The 17295-nt window shown below is 58.0% G+C and carries 17 protein-coding genes; 11 read left to right on the top strand and 6 right to left on the bottom strand.

The genetic code is table 11. The features are described from left to right. Nucleotides 1–21 precede the first annotated feature (21 nt). Nucleotides 22–1395 carry an MFS transporter gene (locus F3J44_RS21325; RefSeq protein WP_167275768.1) on the top strand — a complete coding sequence of 458 codons (1374 nt, stop codon included), beginning with the start codon at nt 22–24 and terminating at the stop codon, nt 1393–1395. Nucleotides 1396–1879: 484 nt separating this feature from the next. Here F3J44_RS21325 and F3J44_RS21320 read toward each other — a convergent pair whose 3' ends face one another. The 4 genes from F3J44_RS21320 to F3J44_RS21305 all read right to left on the bottom strand — a co-directional run bounded on the left by F3J44_RS21320 (nt 1880) and on the right by F3J44_RS21305 (nt 7102). Then, nucleotides 1880–3220, bottom strand: coding sequence for a hypothetical protein (locus F3J44_RS21320; RefSeq protein ID WP_167275764.1), 1341 nt, complete (start codon nt 3218–3220; stop codon nt 1880–1882). 126 nt (nt 3221–3346) lie between these two features. Continuing rightward, nucleotides 3347–4345 (bottom strand): GTP-binding protein, encoded by a 999-nt coding sequence (locus tag F3J44_RS21315; RefSeq protein WP_167275762.1) that lies wholly within the window; start codon nt 4343–4345, stop codon nt 3347–3349. After that, complete coding sequence (locus tag F3J44_RS21310) at nt 4342–5925, bottom strand: amidohydrolase (protein WP_167275759.1); 1584 nt, start codon at nt 5923–5925, stop codon at nt 4342–4344. The genes F3J44_RS21315 and F3J44_RS21310 overlap by 4 nt, the downstream gene beginning before the upstream one ends. A gap of 13 nt (nt 5926–5938) precedes the next feature. Then, nucleotides 5939–7102 carry an MFS transporter gene (locus F3J44_RS21305; protein ID WP_167275757.1) on the bottom strand — a complete coding sequence of 388 codons (1164 nt, stop codon included), beginning with the start codon at nt 7100–7102 and terminating at the stop codon, nt 5939–5941. Nucleotides 7103–7450: 348 nt separating this feature from the next. Between F3J44_RS21305 and F3J44_RS21300 the strand changes: the two genes are divergently transcribed. Then, nucleotides 7451–8065, top strand: a complete 615-nt coding sequence (locus tag F3J44_RS21300) for a TetR/AcrR family transcriptional regulator (RefSeq protein WP_167275754.1) — start codon at nt 7451–7453, stop codon at nt 8063–8065. A 33-nt stretch (nt 8066–8098) separates the two neighbouring features. On the opposite strand, the gene F3J44_RS21295 is transcribed toward F3J44_RS21300, so the two are convergent. Further along, on the bottom strand, nt 8099–10150 hold the full coding sequence (locus F3J44_RS21295; protein ID WP_167275752.1) for a methyl-accepting chemotaxis protein: 2052 nt from the start codon (nt 10148–10150) through the stop codon (nt 8099–8101). Here F3J44_RS21295 and F3J44_RS21290 point away from each other — a divergent pair. Then, nucleotides 10149–10376 carry a hypothetical protein gene (locus tag F3J44_RS21290; RefSeq protein WP_167275749.1) on the top strand — a complete coding sequence of 76 codons (228 nt, stop codon included), beginning with the start codon at nt 10149–10151 and terminating at the stop codon, nt 10374–10376. The two genes, F3J44_RS21295 and F3J44_RS21290, sit on opposite strands and share 2 nt — an antisense overlap. On the opposite strand, the gene F3J44_RS21285 is transcribed toward F3J44_RS21290, so the two are convergent. Further along, nucleotides 10377–10934, bottom strand: coding sequence for a TetR/AcrR family transcriptional regulator (locus tag F3J44_RS21285; RefSeq protein WP_167275746.1), 558 nt, complete (start codon nt 10932–10934; stop codon nt 10377–10379). A 263-nt stretch (nt 10935–11197) separates the two neighbouring features. On the opposite strand from F3J44_RS21285, the gene F3J44_RS21280 reads away from it, so the two are divergent. From F3J44_RS21280 to F3J44_RS21245, 8 genes are read left to right on the top strand one after another with little or no spacing between them, the layout of a single operon-like run. Continuing rightward, the gene (locus F3J44_RS21280; protein WP_167275743.1) at nt 11198–12013 is read left to right on the top strand and encodes an alpha/beta fold hydrolase; all 816 of its coding nucleotides are present in this window, start codon (nt 11198–11200) and stop codon (nt 12011–12013) included. A 21-nt stretch (nt 12014–12034) separates the two neighbouring features. Then, nucleotides 12035–12316: a hypothetical protein gene (locus tag F3J44_RS21275; protein ID WP_205300041.1), complete on the top strand. Its 282-nt coding sequence runs from the start codon at nt 12035–12037 to the stop codon at nt 12314–12316. 3 nt (nt 12317–12319) lie between these two features. Next, nucleotides 12320–13192 (top strand): protocatechuate 3,4-dioxygenase, encoded by an 873-nt coding sequence (locus F3J44_RS21270; RefSeq protein WP_167275738.1) that lies wholly within the window; start codon nt 12320–12322, stop codon nt 13190–13192. After that, a complete protein-coding gene (locus tag F3J44_RS21265; protein WP_167275736.1) occupies nt 13164–13520 on the top strand; it encodes a non-heme iron oxygenase ferredoxin subunit in 357 nt (118 codons plus the stop codon). Before F3J44_RS21270 ends, F3J44_RS21265 begins: the two co-directional genes overlap by 29 nt. Before the next feature lie 25 nt (nt 13521–13545). Next, nucleotides 13546–14895: an SRPBCC family protein gene (locus F3J44_RS21260; RefSeq protein WP_167275733.1), complete on the top strand. Its 1350-nt coding sequence runs from the start codon at nt 13546–13548 to the stop codon at nt 14893–14895. Nucleotides 14896–14906: 11 nt separating this feature from the next. Beyond that, nucleotides 14907–15428, top strand: a complete 522-nt coding sequence (locus F3J44_RS21255) for a 3-phenylpropionate/cinnamic acid dioxygenase subunit beta (RefSeq protein ID WP_167275731.1) — start codon at nt 14907–14909, stop codon at nt 15426–15428. Nucleotides 15429–15438: 10 nt separating this feature from the next. After that, nucleotides 15439–16251 (top strand): 3-(cis-5,6-dihydroxycyclohexa-1,3-dien-1-yl)propanoate dehydrogenase, encoded by an 813-nt coding sequence (gene hcaB / locus F3J44_RS21250; RefSeq protein ID WP_167275728.1) that lies wholly within the window; start codon nt 15439–15441, stop codon nt 16249–16251. 37 nt (nt 16252–16288) lie between these two features. After that, nucleotides 16289–17266: a nitronate monooxygenase family protein gene (locus tag F3J44_RS21245; protein ID WP_167275725.1), complete on the top strand. Its 978-nt coding sequence runs from the start codon at nt 16289–16291 to the stop codon at nt 17264–17266. Nucleotides 17267–17295: the final 29 nt, after the last annotated feature.

Raw genomic sequence — 17295 nt, 5'->3', positions numbered from 1 at the left:
GACAACAACAAGAGGCAGCGCATGAACGAAAGTCAACAACCGAGCGTGTGGGAAAAGGTTTGTTATGGATCCGGTGATCTGGCATCAAACCTGATGTGGGCAACCTGCGGTAGTTATTTGCTTTATTACTACACCGATATCTTGCGGCTTGACCTAGCGGCCATCACCTTCCTGCTGCTGGTGGTGCGTGTCATCGATGCGTTTGTAGATCCGGTCGTGGGGTATTTCCTGGACAAGCGCTCGGGAGCTACGATCCCTCGCATTATAAGGTTCCTTGCAATACCTTTCGGCTTAACCGCGTTCCTGACGTTTCTGCCGATTGCCGCTGATCCGTGGTTAACGCTAGTCTGGGCTTCCGTTAGCTACTTAGCTTTTGGCGCCGTGTATGCAGCAATCAACACATCCTATGGTGTACTCAACAATCTAATGAGCCAAGATGCTCAAGTGCGAGTCTCGTTAAGTGTGTATCGAATGGTCGGCTGCCAGGTCGGCGTTTTTTTCATCGCCAGCTGCACATTGCCGTTAGTTCATTGGCTAGGTGGCGCCAATGACGTGACTGGTGAGCGCACTGGCTTTGCGCCGTTCGCCGCTATCCTAGCAGCCATGGCCACCCTACTGTGGCTAGCAACAGGTTCAGTTTGCAAGGTCCGCAATTTTTCACAGCCAACACCCTATCGACTGCTCGATGTTCCGAAGCTGCTAATGAGAAATACGGCATGGCGCTCGTGCACTGCTGCGTTTGCGTTGTATTTCGTCAACATCAGCGCTTACGTGTCGATGGCTATTTTTTACGCAAAGGTGGTGCTAGGGCGGGATGCTGAATTTGGCGGTGTAATGCTGAGTCTGTTCACCTTCGCTGCGATGTTCAGCATGCTGTTTGCAAGTAGGGTGACGAGGCGCCTGGGTAAGCGGACGACGTTGCAAGTTAGCAACACCATTCAGGGTATGGCCATGGTAGGCGTGCTCTGCGCACCACACTGCGTACCAGTGGTGCTGGTGATGTTCTCGATCGCATCATTTACCTTGGGCCTTGGATCTCCAATCTACTACGCCATGGTCTCGGACTCGATCGATTTGGGCACTCAACAATCCGGTGTGCGGATGGCCGGTATGGCCTATGCCATAAACAGTCTGGCCATGAAATTGGCATATGCGGCGACGGGATCGCTGGTTGCTAGCTTCCTGACGTTCGGTGGGTATGATCCTTCTCTTACCGAGCAGGCTAAAGAAGTGGGGCAGTGGATCATCATAGGTTTTGTGGGACTACCCGCGGTATCCTGCCTACTATCCCTGGTATTCATTAGACGTTATCCGGACGATCGCAAGATTTCGCATGTCTCCCTTGCTCAAAGCCTGCCAAATGAAGAGAGGAGGCAAGCTGCCGGCCCTCTATAACATCAGTACTGCTTTTGCCAGAACTCATCGGCAGCGGAGTGATATGTCGCTGCCTGATTCAGCAATCCTCGTCAAGCAGGTGACTGTTTTCAAAGGTGTAGCTGAAGTCTGCAAAGCGGCTATAGGGGGCAGCGATCGTACGATCATTATCACCGAAATTCTAGAGGCAGTGGTACAGACGATTGGGTGACCAATGCAGGTGCATAACACATAGGAAATCTATGAGCGTGCTCAATCACTCCATCTGCCTCTATGGTCACCAGCACTGCACACAATGTGACTTCATAATGCCCGCGGCGGTAATGTAATACCGGGCTGGCTGTCTTAGCGCTGCGTGGAATGCTACTGATCGATTTTTCTAGGCCGTGAGGGCCTAGTAAACGACCAGCAGCATGTCATGTGTGGCTCACACTTGGAGCGCATGCTTCGACTAGTCGTGGGGCGGCACGATCATGCCGCCCATGACCCTCATCGACTGAGGCAGTCAGTAGTGATACAGCACGTACAGCTCCAGCGCGCTGAACGTATTGTTGTCGCCGAAGAACTCCTTCGCCGCACCCTTTGGTTTCGCCCAGTTATACGAAAGCGACGCATACCAGCGGTCTGTCGGAGTCCAGTCTAGGTACAGTACTGATTCGTCGGCAAAACGCCGCTCGCTCACTGGTGCACCCAAGAAGTTCTTTTCATCCAGCCAGAACTGGTAGTGGATGGCGCCCAAGGCCACAGTCTCTGTCAGCTGGTTTTTCACGTAGAACTGCTGCACCCGTTCGTTACTGTTGAAGAGCAAGTAGTTACCCATGATGTCGCCCACCAACCACGTGCCCCAGCCAGTGAAACCTTTGCTCAAGGGGTCCCAGGCCTTGACGGTGTTGTCAGTAACGTCGTCGTCGCCAGAATAGACCAGATACCGATAACCTAGGTTGACCGGCCATGGTGTCTGCGTGAAGGCATAATCGCCTTGCAGATACCAAGCCTTGGCATCGTATTCTATCCCTCCATGACCGTTGCCTTTCTGCACCGCGTATTCGCCGTCCAACGTCAGCGCGGGTATGCCCGGGACCTTCACTCCCAAAGCGCGAAGATTGTAGACCTGTTTGCCATCCCGGGGGAACACTTCATCTCCACGGGGAACCTCAGAGTTCACCCGAAACGCCATCGCGCCAAACTTCCCAACGCCCTCGATGGCGTAGTCAATGTTGGCACCAGTCATGCGGTAGTCGCCGATCAAATCATCATCGGCCCGTAGCGTGAACGCCTGCGCCTGAAGGGCGCCCTGGCTCCAACCGAGGATCGCCGAGTCGTTGAACGCCGTGCGCGGGCCCAGCCAATAGGCGCCTTTGTCCAGTGCGTCCAGGTTGCCATCCATGACGATGAAGCCATTGCCCACCAAGTAGTTTTGGCGGCCGGCGGTGAATTTCCAATCGCCGGCCTGGAAGCCGGCGTACAGTTCTTCCCAGCGAGCAGCACCGTCCGAACTACGGGTATTGCCTCCGGCGTCACCGTCGCCAAAAGTGGTGGCGCCCATAACGGACGCGCCGCCCAGCAACTGGAAGTCCGGGTTCAGTTGATACTGGAGGGTAATCCCAGGCTTGATATAGAACTCCTGCCACCGCGCATTTGTGCCTTCGTTCTCTCCGCTACGCGAGTCGATCTTGCCGGTACCGAAGTTCACTCCATGAGTGCTGATTGTCGCCGCGCCGGCGTTCAGATTGACGGAACCGGATAGGTCGCCTTCCTTGAATTCATAGCCGGCAAGCGCAGGTTGGGCCGCCAGACAAAGGCCGGAAACAAGGGCCAGTTTGCTGAAATCGATACGACGGTACATGTCTTGCTCCTGTGGTTGTTGTTGTGTCGGGGCAGTAAATGAGGCGCAGGGGCACCTGCGGCGCCAGCTACACGCCGGCACCTTTTGTCGTTGTTGTAAGAAGGGTGGTGGGTCTACGACAGACCGTCAGGCAGACGTTTTCCCCATGACGGTCAGGTTGAACATCTCCTCGATGTATTCGCGGTCGAGGTTCTCCCCGATGAACACCAGGCGGCTGCGCCGGTCCTCGTCCGGCCACGCATCGAGGTAGGTTTCCGGAAATAGATAGTGTTCCACTCCATGCACCACCACCGGCCTGGCTGCACCTTCCACGTCTAAAAGGCCTTTCAGACGCAGCAGGCGCTTACCATAGGTCCGCGCCAATAGCTGGAAGAAGCGAACTAGCTCACCCCAGGGCAGTGGTTGGTCTAGCTGCAGGCTGCAAGTGTTGACCCCACCATGGGAAGACTCAACCGGTGCTAAGGCTGGCGTTGGCCAGCGCCGGAACACGGTGTTCACCACCGGATATCGCTCATCGTCAAGCAAAGCGCTCATTACTGCATCCTCCCCGCCATCCTCGATGTACTGAGCGCGCGGGTTGATCTGCCGGCTAGCCTGCGCCACCGCTGAAACCTGCGCAGCGCTGGCCAGGTCTGTTTTGGTCAGAACCAAATGGTCAGCCAAGGCGATCTGACGAAATCGCTCCGGCCGGGCGTCGTCCGGAGAAAGCGGGATCAGGGTGTCCACGGTGGTGATCACGCTACGCACGCTAAACCAGCTGTTCACCGGTTCCTGACTCAGCAGCAGTCGTAGAAGCGGCACCGGATCGGCAAGGCCGGTGGTCTCTACCACTACACGTTCGAAAGGCGGAAACTGCCCACTGGCTCGGCGCTGGTACAGCGAGATCAGAGTGTCGGTAAAGTCATTCTTCAGGCTGCAACACAGACACCCGCTTTTAAGCAGCATGGCGTCTTCATCCAGCCTACCCAGTAGAAGATGGTCTAACCCGACTTCGCCGACCTCGTTGATGATCACGGCGGTACGCGTCATGCGCGGGTCGGCCAGGGCCTTGTGCAGCAAGCTGGTCTTGCCGCTCCCAAGAAAGCCAGTGAGCAAGGTCACAGGTAGCCGCCGCGGCATGTTCATGGCTGTTCAGTCTCCTGGGAATACACGATGCGGCCTTGGAAGACAGTGGTTAGTACTTGGGTGTCGGCGATTTCACGCGGACCAACTTCGAACAGGTTGCGGTCCAGCACAATAAAGGTGGCCTCCAGACCTTGGCGTAACGAGCCCCAACGATCTTGCTGACCGACTGCTATCGCGCCGTTCAATGTCATCAGTTGCAGCGCAGTTGTCAGGGGGATGCTTTCGTCGCCGTGATCCAGCATGCCGGCGAGAGCAGGGAACAAGTTGGGTGTAGGGGGCAGCATCCAGTCGGTGCCTACGGTCATCAGCGCGCCATGTGCCAGCAGGGTCCGGAAGTCGTAGGCTTTGCCAAGTGCCTGTTGGTATTCCGGGATATGCCAAATAGCCGGGGACATTTCAGCGACTACGCCCAGCTCGGCAAAGCGCCCGCGGTCTCGCGGTGACACATAGTGTGCGTGGGCAATGTCATGCAACTGTCCGGGCCGACGGGCAACTTGGGCAGCCTGTTCGTAGTTGTCGAGGCCGATCCGTACCGAGCCATAGCCGGTGCAATGAGATTTGACGATCATGCCCTCGACCGTCCACTGACCGATCTTCTCGACCAACTCATCGGAGTCCAACAACAAGTTGTAGGTGACCGGTTGGTCGGTAACCGGATCGAGGGGCACGTGACTGAAGGTCGGGGCCATTGAAGTACCGTCCAGCGCTACTTTGATTGCGTCCACGTGGACTCGATCGCTGGCGTACCTGCCGCGCTCGGCAATGAGCTGTTCCTGGGCGGCTCGGTCGCATCCGCTGAGCACCTCCGATCCCCAAGGAATATGGCAGATCAGATGCATTCCCAACTCACCACGAATGTCCAGCGCCTGTGCGGCCTGCAGGAAACTGCGCTGGGCGGAGGCTTCTTGGGCGGAGGTGATTCCATAGCGGTTGCAGATGGCAGCTCCATGCTTAAGTGCTCGCAGGTCGTCATCAGCGCTGCGGGCAGGTGCGCACATATAGATCCGTGCCCAGGCAGCCTCGCGCAGCACACCAGTAGGCTCCCCAGTAAGTGGATCCTTGATGATCACTCCGCCTGGTGGAGGAATAGTGTCGCGATCAATGCCGGCGGCGGCCAGCACGGCGGAGTTGACCATCACATTGTGGAACGAGAAGTCGTGCAGGCAGATCGCGACACCTGGGATCACGTTATCCAGCCATTCCCGGGTCAAAAGCTCCGGGCCCAATACCAATGGGTTGTAGACGCTGGCAATCAACCAACCGCTGTTGCCCTTACCTTTCCAGTAAGCCTTAAGCTGGGTGGCCAACTCTTCGAGGGTTTGCGGGTCATCCAAGTTGCAGCTGTAGCCGAGCTGTCGCGCCGCTGCCCAAAGCATATGGGTGTGGGCGTCATGGATGCCCGGCATCACCATGCGTCCACCTAGGTCGACGCGCTCGACGCCAGCAGGCGCCTTGTCATTTATCAGTGACAGCTCGCCAATGGCCTGAATGATGCCATGCTCGACGAGCATGGCAGAAGCCCAGGGGGCCGTAGGGTCGACGGTGTGGATGCGGGCGTTGTGGTAGATCGTTGCGCTCATGTTTACCTCGCTATCAAACGGCTTGCACGGCGTAGGCACGCCGGGTAATGAAGAGTGGGACCAGTGCCGCCAGCGCCGCGCAACTGCAGGAAATCACGAAGATCGGTTGCAAGTTTTCGTCACTGGAGAGCATCGCCACCGCAGCTGGCGCTAGGGTGGCAGCGGAGATCTGCACCAGGCCAATCAGGCTGGTGGCGGTGCCGTTACGGTCGGTGGTGGCGATCAGGCCCATGTAAAAGGACAACGCAAGCATCCAGCCGACGTTCATCAGGAATATTGCGGCAGTGAGCCCAGTAGCGCCGGCTGGGCCGCGAGCCAACAGTAGGTCCGCCAGCAGTACCATCAAGGCACCGCATATGATCATCGGCGTGCGCCCGAGCCGCGTCCCCAGTAAACCAGCCAACGCTGCGCCGGGCAGACCGCCAAGCAGACCGATACCGAAGGCTAGGCCGATGTCGGCTTCATTGATGCCCTGAGCGCCCCCGATGTTGCCGATGAAACCCCAGACCGCATAGATCGACAGTTGCAGCATCAACATCCCGGCCAGCCCCAGGTAGGCGTAGGCACCGGAGCTGGCACTGGCAATCTCTGCGAGAGCGGCTTTCGATTCAGGCTTTTCGTTAAATACACCGGACAGTGCGTAGCTGATCGCCCACAGAAAGACGAACCACAGTCCCACTGAACTAACGGCGAAGGCTTTGCCTAGGTGTTCGGCGATCGCGGGGAAGGCCACGGCATAAGCCGAGAATATCAACGTCTGAATTGCCAGTAAGACACCGAAGGCCCGGTCCGGGCGCGGCATGCGCCCCAGGTGGAACACCGCAACGCTATACATAACACCCGCTGTCAGTCCGGCAATCCCACGCAGTGCGAGGACCAGTGTCAGGTTATCGGAGCTGACGGTGAGCAGGTTTGCGGCGATGGCGAATGCCGCGCTGACTAGCAGGGTTCGGCGTGGTGAAGCATGACGGCATATCCAAGCACTCAGAGCGGTGCCGCCGACCATGCCCAGCGATTCAGCGGAAATCAGCCAGCCCTGATGCGTGATATCCAGTTCCAGACTATCCGCTAGCACATTGACGAACAGGGGCCATACGCCGACAACGATGATCGAAGCGCTAGCCAGCAAAATCAGTATCCATTTATCACTGGCACGCAAGGTTGAGCGAGTGTTCATGAAGACCTCGGCAAAAGCCGGGCACGCAAGGGAGGAGGGCGCACCCGTTTATGTTTTGTTGGAAAAGTGGGCTTAAGACCCTGACTCAGGGCAGGGCACGAAAGATCACGTCGGAGGCCCGATAGCTTCTGCGCGGAAAGAGAGTGAGAAAATGACAACTGGTGCGCTGAGCGCTTTGTAAGCGTGGGTAGGGTGGAGTTGCATGTGACGCTCCTGTGGTTTTTTTCTTGTTGAAACAGGGCTTGGCGAAATAATTTTTGCCCTATAAAAATATTTTTGTAAACAAAATAATTTGCAAAGCAAAAAATATCCCTACAATCGCCCCTATCAGCGATCAAGGGAAAAGACATGAGCGGGTTACGTGAACGGCAGAAGGAAGAGCGGCGCAAGGGGATCCTAAAAGCAGCCCTGGAGCTTTTTCAGGCAGAGGGCTTCGAGGCCACCACTATCGACCAGATCGGCGCCTTGGCTGGAGTGTCGCCACCCACGGTCAGTAACTACTTTGCCGGAGGTAAGCAAGACATCCTCTTCGCTCTGTTGAGGGCGCCAGACGAAAAAGTGGTGGCCGGGCACCGTGGCAAAATCTTGGATGAGGCTGACCCGGTCGAAGCGTTCTGTGCATTTGAACGGCTGATCGCCGACAGTCAGCTCAAAGCGATGCCGTCCAACTTGTGGCGCGAGATCGCCCCCTTGCTGATGACTGGACAGTTGACCCAGATCCTGCAGCCGTGGAACGAAACGGTGGTAGCGGAAGCGGGCGTCATGCTGGCGCATTTCCAGGCCCAGGGAATGTTCCGTCTGGATCTGGATGTGCCATTCGTATCCCGGCTGTTCAACGACTATTTGAACCTGGCGTTCCTGCGGCTGGCCACCACCGAGCAGCCGGACCTGGTTGCGCACAGTGCTCATGTGCGCAAGGTAGTGATCTTGCTGCTCAGCGGGCTGCGGAACCCCATTCAGTAGCCGGACTAGGTCGGTCTTACGATAGGGGCGTGCTCAATCGCGGAAGCGATCGATCCGCTCCTGCTGGTCTCGCAGCAGGCGCGACACATTATGGATTTCGCTGACGCTGTCCTCCAGCCGAGCCGCCAGCTCATCGCTGAGTCGCTCGATCGAGCCCACGCTCTGGTTTATCTCCAATGCCACTGCACTCTGTTCCTCAGTTGAGCTGGCAATCTGACTGGCGGTTTCGTCGATACTAGCAACACCAGCACCTACCTGATAAAGCGCCGCCACCAATTCCTCGAACAGCCCCCCAAGGACATTCGCCTGACTTCGGCTTTGGGATACCGCGGTCACCGCAGAGCGGGTGTCATGCTGCAGCGTTTCGATAATGGTCTGGGTTTCCTCCACTGACAGCTGGGTACGCCGCGCAAGGTTACGCACCTCGTCTGCCACTACTGCGAACCCTCGGCCTTGCTCGCCCGCCCGCGCCGCTTCGATCGCCGCATTCAGGGCCAGTAGGTTAGTCTGCTCGGCGATCGCACGGATGATCTCCAGCACTCCGCCAATGCTGCCACTGCGTTTAGCCAGCGCCTCGATATGCCGGTCGGCGCTGTCGAGGTCTCGTGATTGCTGCTGCACCAAGGCAATCGTGCGATCAATAAGCTGGGAGCCGTTATCCACGCTCAGCTTGATCTTTGCAGCACTGCGGGCCGCGTCGTCAGTATTGCGAGCAATCTCCTGTGCGGACAGCGTCATCTGTTGCATAGCGGTGGCAACCTGGTTCAGCTCGTCGCGGTGCCGGAGCATCAGATGCTGACTGGCGTCGCTGGCAGCATGGGCCTGGCCTGCCGAAGCGCTGAGCCCCTGCATAGACTGTTTGAGGTTCCGCATCAGGCCCTGTAGCAAAGCGAGAAAGCTGTCGAAACCTTGGCTTACTTCGCCCAATTCGTCTTGCCGGCGCAGACCCAGACGACGACCAAGGTCGGCCCCGGCCTCCGCCAGAGTACGCATCATTGCCGCCAGATCACGTAATGGCGCCAGCATACGGTTGGCCAAAAGTGCAGTAACCAGCAGCGCTGTAGCCACCATAAAAGCCGCCCACAGAAACGCCGAAATCGTTGCATGGGCGACATGCTCGTCGATCTGCTGCTGCATTGCAGCCAATGGGGCAAGGACGCTGCTCACTGGCAAGCGAACATCTATCTGCCAAGGTGCGATGCCCGGAACAGGTTCGAAGCCACGCTCAAATTGCAGGGACTGACCTTCATCCAATCCCAGCGGGGTGCTCGGCGCGCCGATCTTCAGGCCGGCTTCCGAAGCGCCCGCGAGTAATCCGCTGGCGGTGACGATGCGCACAATCGCTCCTGGCTGTTCGAGCTTTGTCACCATGTCCTTCGCGAGCTGGCTGACCTGATCAAGCGACAAGTCGATGCCAAGCACTGCCACCCGCCGGCCATCGACGATGATGGGCAAACTCAGCGAGGTCATCAACAGTGATTGCCCGGCGTATTCGAACAGATAAGGGTCCGATAGGCAGACTCGACCCGTGCTGGCAGGACAGTAATACCATGTGTTGGCAGGGTCTTCAGGCGGACCGCTCCAAGTGCTCTGGACGATGGTATTGAAGGCCGGTTGGCCGTCGGCATCCCGATACAGCACCGGCGAAAGTCGGCCATCGGCAACACCCTGAATGGCCGGGTCGAGTGTGCCCAGCGCGGAGGGTTCGAAGGTGGCATAAGTACTCCATAGCGACGGATCGGCTTGCAGCGAGGCACGCAAAAGGTTGGCAACCTGTTCGCCGAGTTGCGCGGAAGTCAAGGCACCACTGGCATGAAACTGGTACAGCTGAGTGATTTGTGCCACCAGAATCTGCGCTTTGTGAAGCGGCTGGGCGAAAAAGGTCTGGGCCTGGTTGACCTGGGCGTCGTTCAACGCGCCCACTTGCCGGGTGAGGGCCGCTTGTAGCTGGGCTGACGTGGCGGTGCTGGCCCTTTCAGCCACACGTTGCAACGAGTTGAAGTTTAGGCCGATCAGCGCGGCGGCGACCGCAAGGCCACTGGCCCCCATTAAGAGGATCATTCGGGCGCGAAGAGAAGTTGGCATGCTGTTCCCTGATCTGTTGTTTTTATTCAGGCGCGCTGATGAGGCTGCGCGCAAGGGGCGTAGTTATAGCGTGGGGCCAACCTGTTTTCATGCTCGGCAAGGGCAGCAAAAATATGCTCAGGGGACAGAAAAAAACTGCTTTCGCAGTGTGGTGGGTTTTTCCATCATCCATAAAAAAGAGGGCTATGCCCTCTATTCGATATGTAGCGTTGCCAGTAAGCAATGATCAAATGGCGCGCACTGATGGAGCCAGGATCCCCAAGATCTGTTCGGTACGTCCGGCGTCTTGCGGCAGCAGCGACTGGCTCAACTGGTAGGCGTAGATCAGGTAAGCGCGAGACTGCACTTCGTCCTCACTGACGCCGGCCTGTACCAGCAGTCCCTCGATGTAGGTAAGGCGATGACTGTCGACTTCATCCATTGCCTGGCGTGCCTGCTTGTCGCGACGGGCCCAGGCACGAATGGCCAGCTCGATGGCCGCCGCGTCTTTGGCCCGCTGACCATGGGTCGGCAGTTCGATCAGTTGCCGCAGTTGCTGCATCGCCGGGTTGTTGGCATTGCGCAGGTGCAGGATTACATCTTCCGTAGCCCGTGCCCGCCAGTTATCGAGGATGCCGGCAAGCAGCTCAGCGCGACTCTTGAAGTGGTAGTAGAAGCTACCGCGAGTGATTTTCATCTCCTTGGCCAGGGTGTCGACCCGAACTGCATCGACGCCACCGCTGACCAGCACGTGCTGCGCAGCTTCGATCCAGTCTTCGCGCGTAAGGGTTGAACGTACAGTCATGTATGTTAATCGCCTTGTTGTCCAGAGGCGGCAGGAATGCCGTGCGGTATTCACCGCGAAGACCGGATTCTAGCGTGCGCCTTAGCCAAACGCCTAGTCAGCCCCCCCTTAATACCCGATTTACGGGCAAGTGATGATGAAATCACGGACATACACATGTGTATTTTTTTTGATGAATTGGGCGCTAAGCCCATTGACCGTTTCCAGAACTGTCTCTAGCATCTAAATACACATCTGTATGTTGGTAGCGACGGGAGCACCTGATGAGTGATAAAGCGAAGACCCTGCTGGCAGCTGGGCACAACACGAACTACCACGAGGCAGGCGAAGGTAAGCCGCTGTTCCTGCTGCATGGCTCAGGTCCGGGTGTTTCTGGCTGGGCAAACTGGGCGAAAACCGTTCCGGCCTTCGCAGATCAGTGGCGAGTCATCGTTCCGGACATAGCCGGCTTTGGCTTCACCGAGTTCAAGGACGGCACCAAGTACGACATTAAGCTCTGGGTTAGCCATCTGGTCGGCATCATGGATGCGCTGGATATCGAGAAAGCTTGTTTTGTAGGGAACTCGTTTGGTGGTGCGCTGGCTATCGGTCTGGCGGTATTCGCTCCGGAGCGGGTCGACCGCCTGGTTCTACTGGGTACTCCAGCCGGTGAATTCGAGCAGACCGCAGGCCTGCGCGGGGCATGGGAATATGAGCCGTCGCTGGACAACATGCGTCATTTGATGGCGCTGTTCCCATACGACCAGAAGCTCATCACTGAAGAGATGGTCCAGGCACGCTTCGAGGCGAGCGCACGCCCAGGCGCACAGGAGGCGCTGCGCAAATTGATCCCGAAACCCGCCTCTGATGGTCCAACCATCGTCAAAGGCTTCCCAGCATCGGCATTGGCCAAGATCACCGCGCCTACGTTGGTGGTACATGGTCGCGAAGATCGTGTGGTGCCGCCTGAGTGCGGCTTTTTGATTGCCAATAGCATCCCCAATGCCGACCTGCACCTGTTTGGTCGTTGTGGTCACTGGGTACAAAGCGAGCAATCCCGGCGATTTGTTGCGTTGGTTCGCGACTTCCTCAGCGAGTGACCTGCCATGAGTCGGAATCTGATGGAAAAAGTGCTCTGGCAACTGTGTGTCGAGCGGGCTGCAAAAGACCGCTTTCGCCAGGACCCGGCCGGCTTCCTTGAGCGCTTTGCACTCAACGAGCGAGAGGTGGCGATGATCCTTGAGTTCGACGTCGCCGGCCTGCAGGCCGAAGGCGTCAGCCCAATGCTCACCATGGGCTACTGGCAGGAACTTTCACCTCAGCGCGACATGGTGACCTATAAGCGCCGGCTGGGCTGTACCGACGAACAAATTGCCGGCTTCTCTGCCGCGCTTAAGGGGTGATAGATGGGCAAGATCGTTGGCGGCTTCTGGATGCCGCATGACCCAGTGATGTTTGTGGCGCCCAAGGCGCCGCCTGAAGCCCAGCGCGAAGCTGTGTGGGGCGCGTATGGGCAGTGTGCCGAACGCCTTGCTGCGCTGCGCCCGACTTCAGTGATAATCGTCGGCTGTGACCATTACATTTTGTTCGGTACACATTGCCTGCCTCGCTACGTGATCGGAACAGGAGACGTGGAGGGGCCGATCGACCGTTTGCCGGGCCTTGCCCGTGAGCAAGTGCCGAACCATGGCCGCCTAGCCGAGCATATCGTCGAACACGCACAGGCTGAGGGCATCGATTGGACTGTGGCACGCAGCTTCACCGTGGATCACTCTTTCTCCATTCCACATCAACTGGTGATCAAGCCTGCTCAAGCGTTATTGGGGCGTGAGTTGCCAACCATCCCGGTGTATCTGGCCTGTGGCGTCGATCCCTACATTACCTTGTCCCGTGCGGCGGACCTCGGGCGGCAAATTCGCGCTGCAGTTGAAAGCTTCGACGATGAAGAACGCGTGGTGATCATCGGCAGTGGCGGCATCAGTCACTGGGTCGGCACCGTTGAGATGGGGCTGGTAGCTGAAGACTTCGACCAGGAGATCCTGCGCCACGGGATCAATGGCGACCTGCAGGCGCTGTGCGCCTACTCGGATGCAGAAATTCTCCGCCGTGCCGGCAACGGGGCGATGGAAATCCGCAATTTCGTCTGCGCCATGGCGGCGCTGGACCGGCCACAGGGCGAAGTCATTGCCTACGAGGCCGTGCCTGCCTGGGTAACCGGCCTGGGCTTCGTACAACTGAAGGAGGCCGAACATGAGCCGCATTTTGCTCTGCCAACGTGATGACCTGGCGCCCGGGGAGCTGAAGAAAGTCGACAACCCGAACGGTGGTGATGCGCTATGCGTTTACAACCTGAATGGCACCTTCTACGCCACCACGGACATGTGCACCCACGCCACGGCATCGCTGGCCGAGGGGGACTTGGAAGACGACCTGATCACCTGTCCTGTGCACTGGGGGCAGTTCCATGTGCCAAGTGGCCAGGCCGTGACTTTCCCCTGTGAGAAGCACCTGCGCACTTACAGGGTCATTATCACCGACCGTGAGGTCTACGCCGACACCGCCGAAGAAGCCGAAGAGGCGCTGGCGGCTGCGAACAGCCCGGTGTGAAGCCGAAATACTGTGAGTCTGAGCAATGGATAACAACAAGTACATTCCGCTGAGAAACATCGAGAGCACCCCGGCACTCGATAACCTCGACCGTATCTGCGATATGGAGGAAGGACGCCTGTCGGGCAAAGTCTTTTGGGATGAGCAGATTTATGCCCAGGAACTGGAAAAGATCTTCGCCCGCTGCTGGCTGTTCGTCGCCCACGAGTCCCAGCTTGCCAAGTTTGGTGATTACCTGACCACCAGCATGGGCGAGGACGAAGTGCTGGTGGTGCGGCAGAAGGATGCCTCGCTGAAGGTGTTCCTTAATGCCTGCCCGCACCGTGGTAACAAGGTGTGCTTCGCCGAAGCCGGCAACGCTCGCGGTTTCATCTGTAATTACCACGGTTGGTCATTCGGCGCCGACGGTGGCCGCCTCCTCGGCATGCACGAATCCAAGTGCTACGAAGAGAGCAATTTCGACAAGAGCAAGCATGGCCTGCGAGAGGCACGAGTAGCTACTTACAAGGGACTGGTGTTCGCTACCTTCGCAGCGGACGCACCGAGTCTTGAGGAATACCTGGGGCCAATGACTTGGTACCTAGATGTAATGCTTGATATGGACGAGGGCGGTAGCGAGTTCCTCGGTGGCTGTATCCGCTCCACCATTGAATGTAACTGGAAAATCGCCGCTGAGAATTTCGTCGGCGACATCCTCCACGGTGGCTGGACTCACGATTCTGCAGCCAAGGCCATGCTCGGCGGTCCGGTAGCCAAAGTTGGTGAACTTCCTGAGTCTTACTCGGTTAACTGGAATGGCCATGGTTACGAGTTTGCCACCGATGTTGTGGGGAATGCTGCGACTCTGGGCGAGCGGGAGATCAACAAATACCTGCATGTGCTGCGGCCAAAAGTGGCCGAGCGCCTGGGCGAGTTCCGTTCGAAGCTGATTGGCGCTATCTCCTCCTTCACGGTGTTCCCCAATTTCTCCTTCCTGCCGGGTCAGAACACCGTGCGTATCTGGCAGCCTCGTGGACCACACAAGATTGAGCTGTTCACTTGGGTAATCGTCAACAAAAACGCGCCGCAGGACATCAAGGACAAATGGCGCCGTGGCGCGATGATGACCTTCTCGCCGACCGGTGTGTTCGAGATGGACGATGGTGAGAACTGGGAGTACTGCACCAAGACCAGCCGCGGCGTGGTAACTCGGTATCAGGACCTGTATGTCGGTCTGGGGATGGACAGCCGTATCGATGACAGTGAGTTGCCTGGAAACGTGTTCAAGGGTCAGCTCAATGAGTGCAATGCGCGGGCGTTCTACCAGCGTTGGAAAGATCTGTTACAGGCTCCTACCTGGGCCGACGTACCAGACCGCAACGGCAAGATGCGCTGAGGATGACTGCGATGATCAATGAAGTGATGCCTACCTCCGATGAAGTACTCCGAGTGGAGCAGTTCCTGCTGCGGGAAGCGCGTTTGCTGGATGACGAGCGCTGGGATGAGTGGCTACAGACATTGAGTGAAGCCATCCACTATTGGATGCCAGGCATTGAAAACCGTCGCCGTGAAGACAAGTCCGGGCCTTATCGCCTGGAGCACATGGCCTTTTTCGATGACGGCATGCGTGAGCTGCAGCGGCGTGTATCACGATTCAAACAGCCCTCGGCTTGGGCAGAAAACCCGCCAACTCGCAACGTGCACCTGGTCAGCAATATCGAAGTGTATGGCGGCGAGCAGATGGGTGAATACCGGGTCTACTCGTGCTTTATCAACGTGCGCAGCCGCGGCCTCGATGAGCAGTACCAACTGACCGGAAGGCGCGAGGACGTGCTGAGGCTCGAAGCGGATGGGCTGAAGCTGCTCAAGCGCAAGATCCTGGTCCCCAACGCGATGTTGCTGTGCAAGAACATCAACACTTTCCTCTGAGGGCCTGGATATGGGTTGGCTGAACGAACAAGTCGCTCTTGTGACCGGTGGCACTGGCGGAATCGGCAGCGCGGTAGTGCGGCGCTATGTGGCTGAGGGCGCCAAGGTCGCGGTGATGGCCCGTGACATCACACAGTTGCGCCAGCTGGAGCAGGAGCTGGGTGACGCGATTATAACTGTGCAAGGTGACGTTTCGGACTATCGAGATAACCAGCGCGCAGTAGCCGCAACGTTGGAGGCTTTCGGCAAGCTCGACACCTTTGTCGGAAACGCTGCGGTGTTCGATTACTTCACACGGCTCGATCGCATCGCGCCGGAAGATTTCGCCGCGGCGTTCAATAAGCTCTTCTCGATCAACGTGCAAGGTTACCTGCTGGGTGCCCAGGCTGCGACCACCGCTCTGCGCGAAACCTCTGGCAGCATGATCTTCACTTTGTCCAACAGCGCGTTTTATGCCGGTGGTGGAGGGATTCTCTATGTCACTGCAAAACACGCATTGGTGGGGATGATACGCCAGCTTGCCTTCGAACTTGCGCCTGACATCCGCGTCAACGGCGTAGCACCGGGCGCTACCAACACGCCGATGAAAAGTCTTGAGGGGCTGAACAGTCGAAGCGTGCCGCTGAATGAGATCCCAGGGTTCGAGGCGGGGGCAGCGCAGTCGGTGCCGCTGCAACGCATCGCTGAGCCAGCGGACCACGCCGGTCACTACGTCTTGCTGGCCTCTCGTGAAAACGCCGGGCTGACCACGGCCAACTTCATCCACAGCGACGGTGGTTGGGAAATCCGTAGCGCGGGTTCGCCTCGGCATCGCAGAACCTGATCCCAAATTCCCACAACTACAAGAATGAGTAGGCGTGATGAGTAATGACACAAGAAGTCTGAGTACGCCCCAGCACCGGTTGCTGGAAATCTTCTCCAGCCTCGAACTACCTATATTGGCGGCTCCAATGTTCCTAGTTTCCGGTCCGCGTCTGGTCGCGGCTTGCTGCCAGGCTGGCGTCGTCGGCAGCTTCCCGGCACCCAACGCCAGGTCGGTGACGAAATTGCAGGAATGGTTGGAGCAGATTGTTAGCGATCGTGATGCGGCAGCTGGGCGGGGTGAGCAATGGGCACCATGGATGTTGAACATGATCGTGCACAGCACCTATGACCGCTTCGACACAGAACTGGAGCTGGTGCGCCGTTACAAGCCACCAATCGTTTCCACGGCACTGGGCAGCCCGGCCAGGATTTTGGAGGCGGTGCATGAGTACGGTGGCGCAGTGATTGCCGATGTTGTCACCCCAGCTTTGGCGCGCAAGGCAGTAGCGGCCGGCGTAGACGGGCTCGTGCTGGTGTGCAATGGCGCCGGCGGTCACACCGGTACCAGCAATCCGTTCGCTTTCGTCGCCGAGGTGCGCGAGTTCTGGGATGGCCCGTTGGGGCTGGCGGGAGCCGTTTCCAATGGTCGTGATATCCACGCTGCGCAAGTGCTGGGCTGCGACTTCGCCCTGGTCGGTACGCGCCTAGTCGCCACTGAGGAGAGCCTGGTCGAGCAAGCCTATCGCGACATGCTGGTCGACTGTTCGATGGACGACATCGCTGCCACAAAAGCGGTCAGCGGCGTGCTGGCCAACTGGATGAAGCCGTCATTGGCGAAGGCGGGCATCGACCCGAACGCGGAGTCCAGGGCACAAATCGACTTTTCCGGCAACATCGCCAGCGCCAACAAGGCTTGGAAACATGTGTGGTCGGCCGGGCAGGGGGTGGGCCAGGTCCGACGTATCAGCACCGTCGCCGAACTGGTGGATGAACTGCATCAAGGGTATCGACAGAGCGTTTCACGCCCAGTCTGATGCCATTAAGCGTGTCGAGGGAAGTAAAT

It is taken from the genome of Pantoea sp. Tr-811 (assembly GCF_011752535.1).
Classification (GTDB): domain Bacteria; phylum Pseudomonadota; class Gammaproteobacteria; order Pseudomonadales; family Pseudomonadaceae; genus Aquipseudomonas.
This window is presented reverse-complemented; position numbering and strand designations above follow the sequence as displayed.

Bases quoted from the DNA above. Each gene is read 5' to 3' on its own strand.
- hcaB (WP_167275728.1), top strand. From the start codon at position 15,439: ATGGGTTGGCTGAACGAACAAGTCGCTCTTGTGACCGGTGGCACTGGC.
- F3J44_RS21320 (WP_167275764.1), bottom strand. From the start codon at position 3,220: ATGTACCGTCGTATCGATTTCAGCAAACTGGCCCTTGTTTCCGGCCTT.
- F3J44_RS21265 (WP_167275736.1), top strand. From the start codon at position 13,164: ATGAGCCGCATTTTGCTCTGCCAACGTGATGACCTGGCGCCCGGGGAG.
- F3J44_RS21285 (WP_167275746.1), bottom strand. From the start codon at position 10,934: ATGACTGTACGTTCAACCCTTACGCGCGAAGACTGGATCGAAGCTGCG.
- F3J44_RS21280 (WP_167275743.1), top strand. From the start codon at position 11,198: ATGAGTGATAAAGCGAAGACCCTGCTGGCAGCTGGGCACAACACGAAC.
- F3J44_RS21245 (WP_167275725.1), top strand. From the start codon at position 16,289: ATGAGTAATGACACAAGAAGTCTGAGTACGCCCCAGCACCGGTTGCTG.
- F3J44_RS21310 (WP_167275759.1), bottom strand. From the start codon at position 5,925: ATGAGCGCAACGATCTACCACAACGCCCGCATCCACACCGTCGACCCT.
- F3J44_RS21290 (WP_167275749.1), top strand. From the start codon at position 10,149: ATGCTGTTCCCTGATCTGTTGTTTTTATTCAGGCGCGCTGATGAGGCT.
- F3J44_RS21270 (WP_167275738.1), top strand. From the start codon at position 12,320: ATGGGCAAGATCGTTGGCGGCTTCTGGATGCCGCATGACCCAGTGATG.
- F3J44_RS21315 (WP_167275762.1), bottom strand. From the start codon at position 4,345: ATGAACATGCCGCGGCGGCTACCTGTGACCTTGCTCACTGGCTTTCTT.
- F3J44_RS21275 (WP_205300041.1), top strand. From the start codon at position 12,035: ATGGAAAAAGTGCTCTGGCAACTGTGTGTCGAGCGGGCTGCAAAAGAC.
- F3J44_RS21255 (WP_167275731.1), top strand. From the start codon at position 14,907: ATGATCAATGAAGTGATGCCTACCTCCGATGAAGTACTCCGAGTGGAG.
- F3J44_RS21260 (WP_167275733.1), top strand. From the start codon at position 13,546: ATGGATAACAACAAGTACATTCCGCTGAGAAACATCGAGAGCACCCCG.
- F3J44_RS21325 (WP_167275768.1), top strand. From the start codon at position 22: ATGAACGAAAGTCAACAACCGAGCGTGTGGGAAAAGGTTTGTTATGGA.
- F3J44_RS21305 (WP_167275757.1), bottom strand. From the start codon at position 7,102: ATGAACACTCGCTCAACCTTGCGTGCCAGTGATAAATGGATACTGATT.
- F3J44_RS21300 (WP_167275754.1), top strand. From the start codon at position 7,451: ATGAGCGGGTTACGTGAACGGCAGAAGGAAGAGCGGCGCAAGGGGATC.
- F3J44_RS21295 (WP_167275752.1), bottom strand. From the start codon at position 10,150: ATGCCAACTTCTCTTCGCGCCCGAATGATCCTCTTAATGGGGGCCAGT.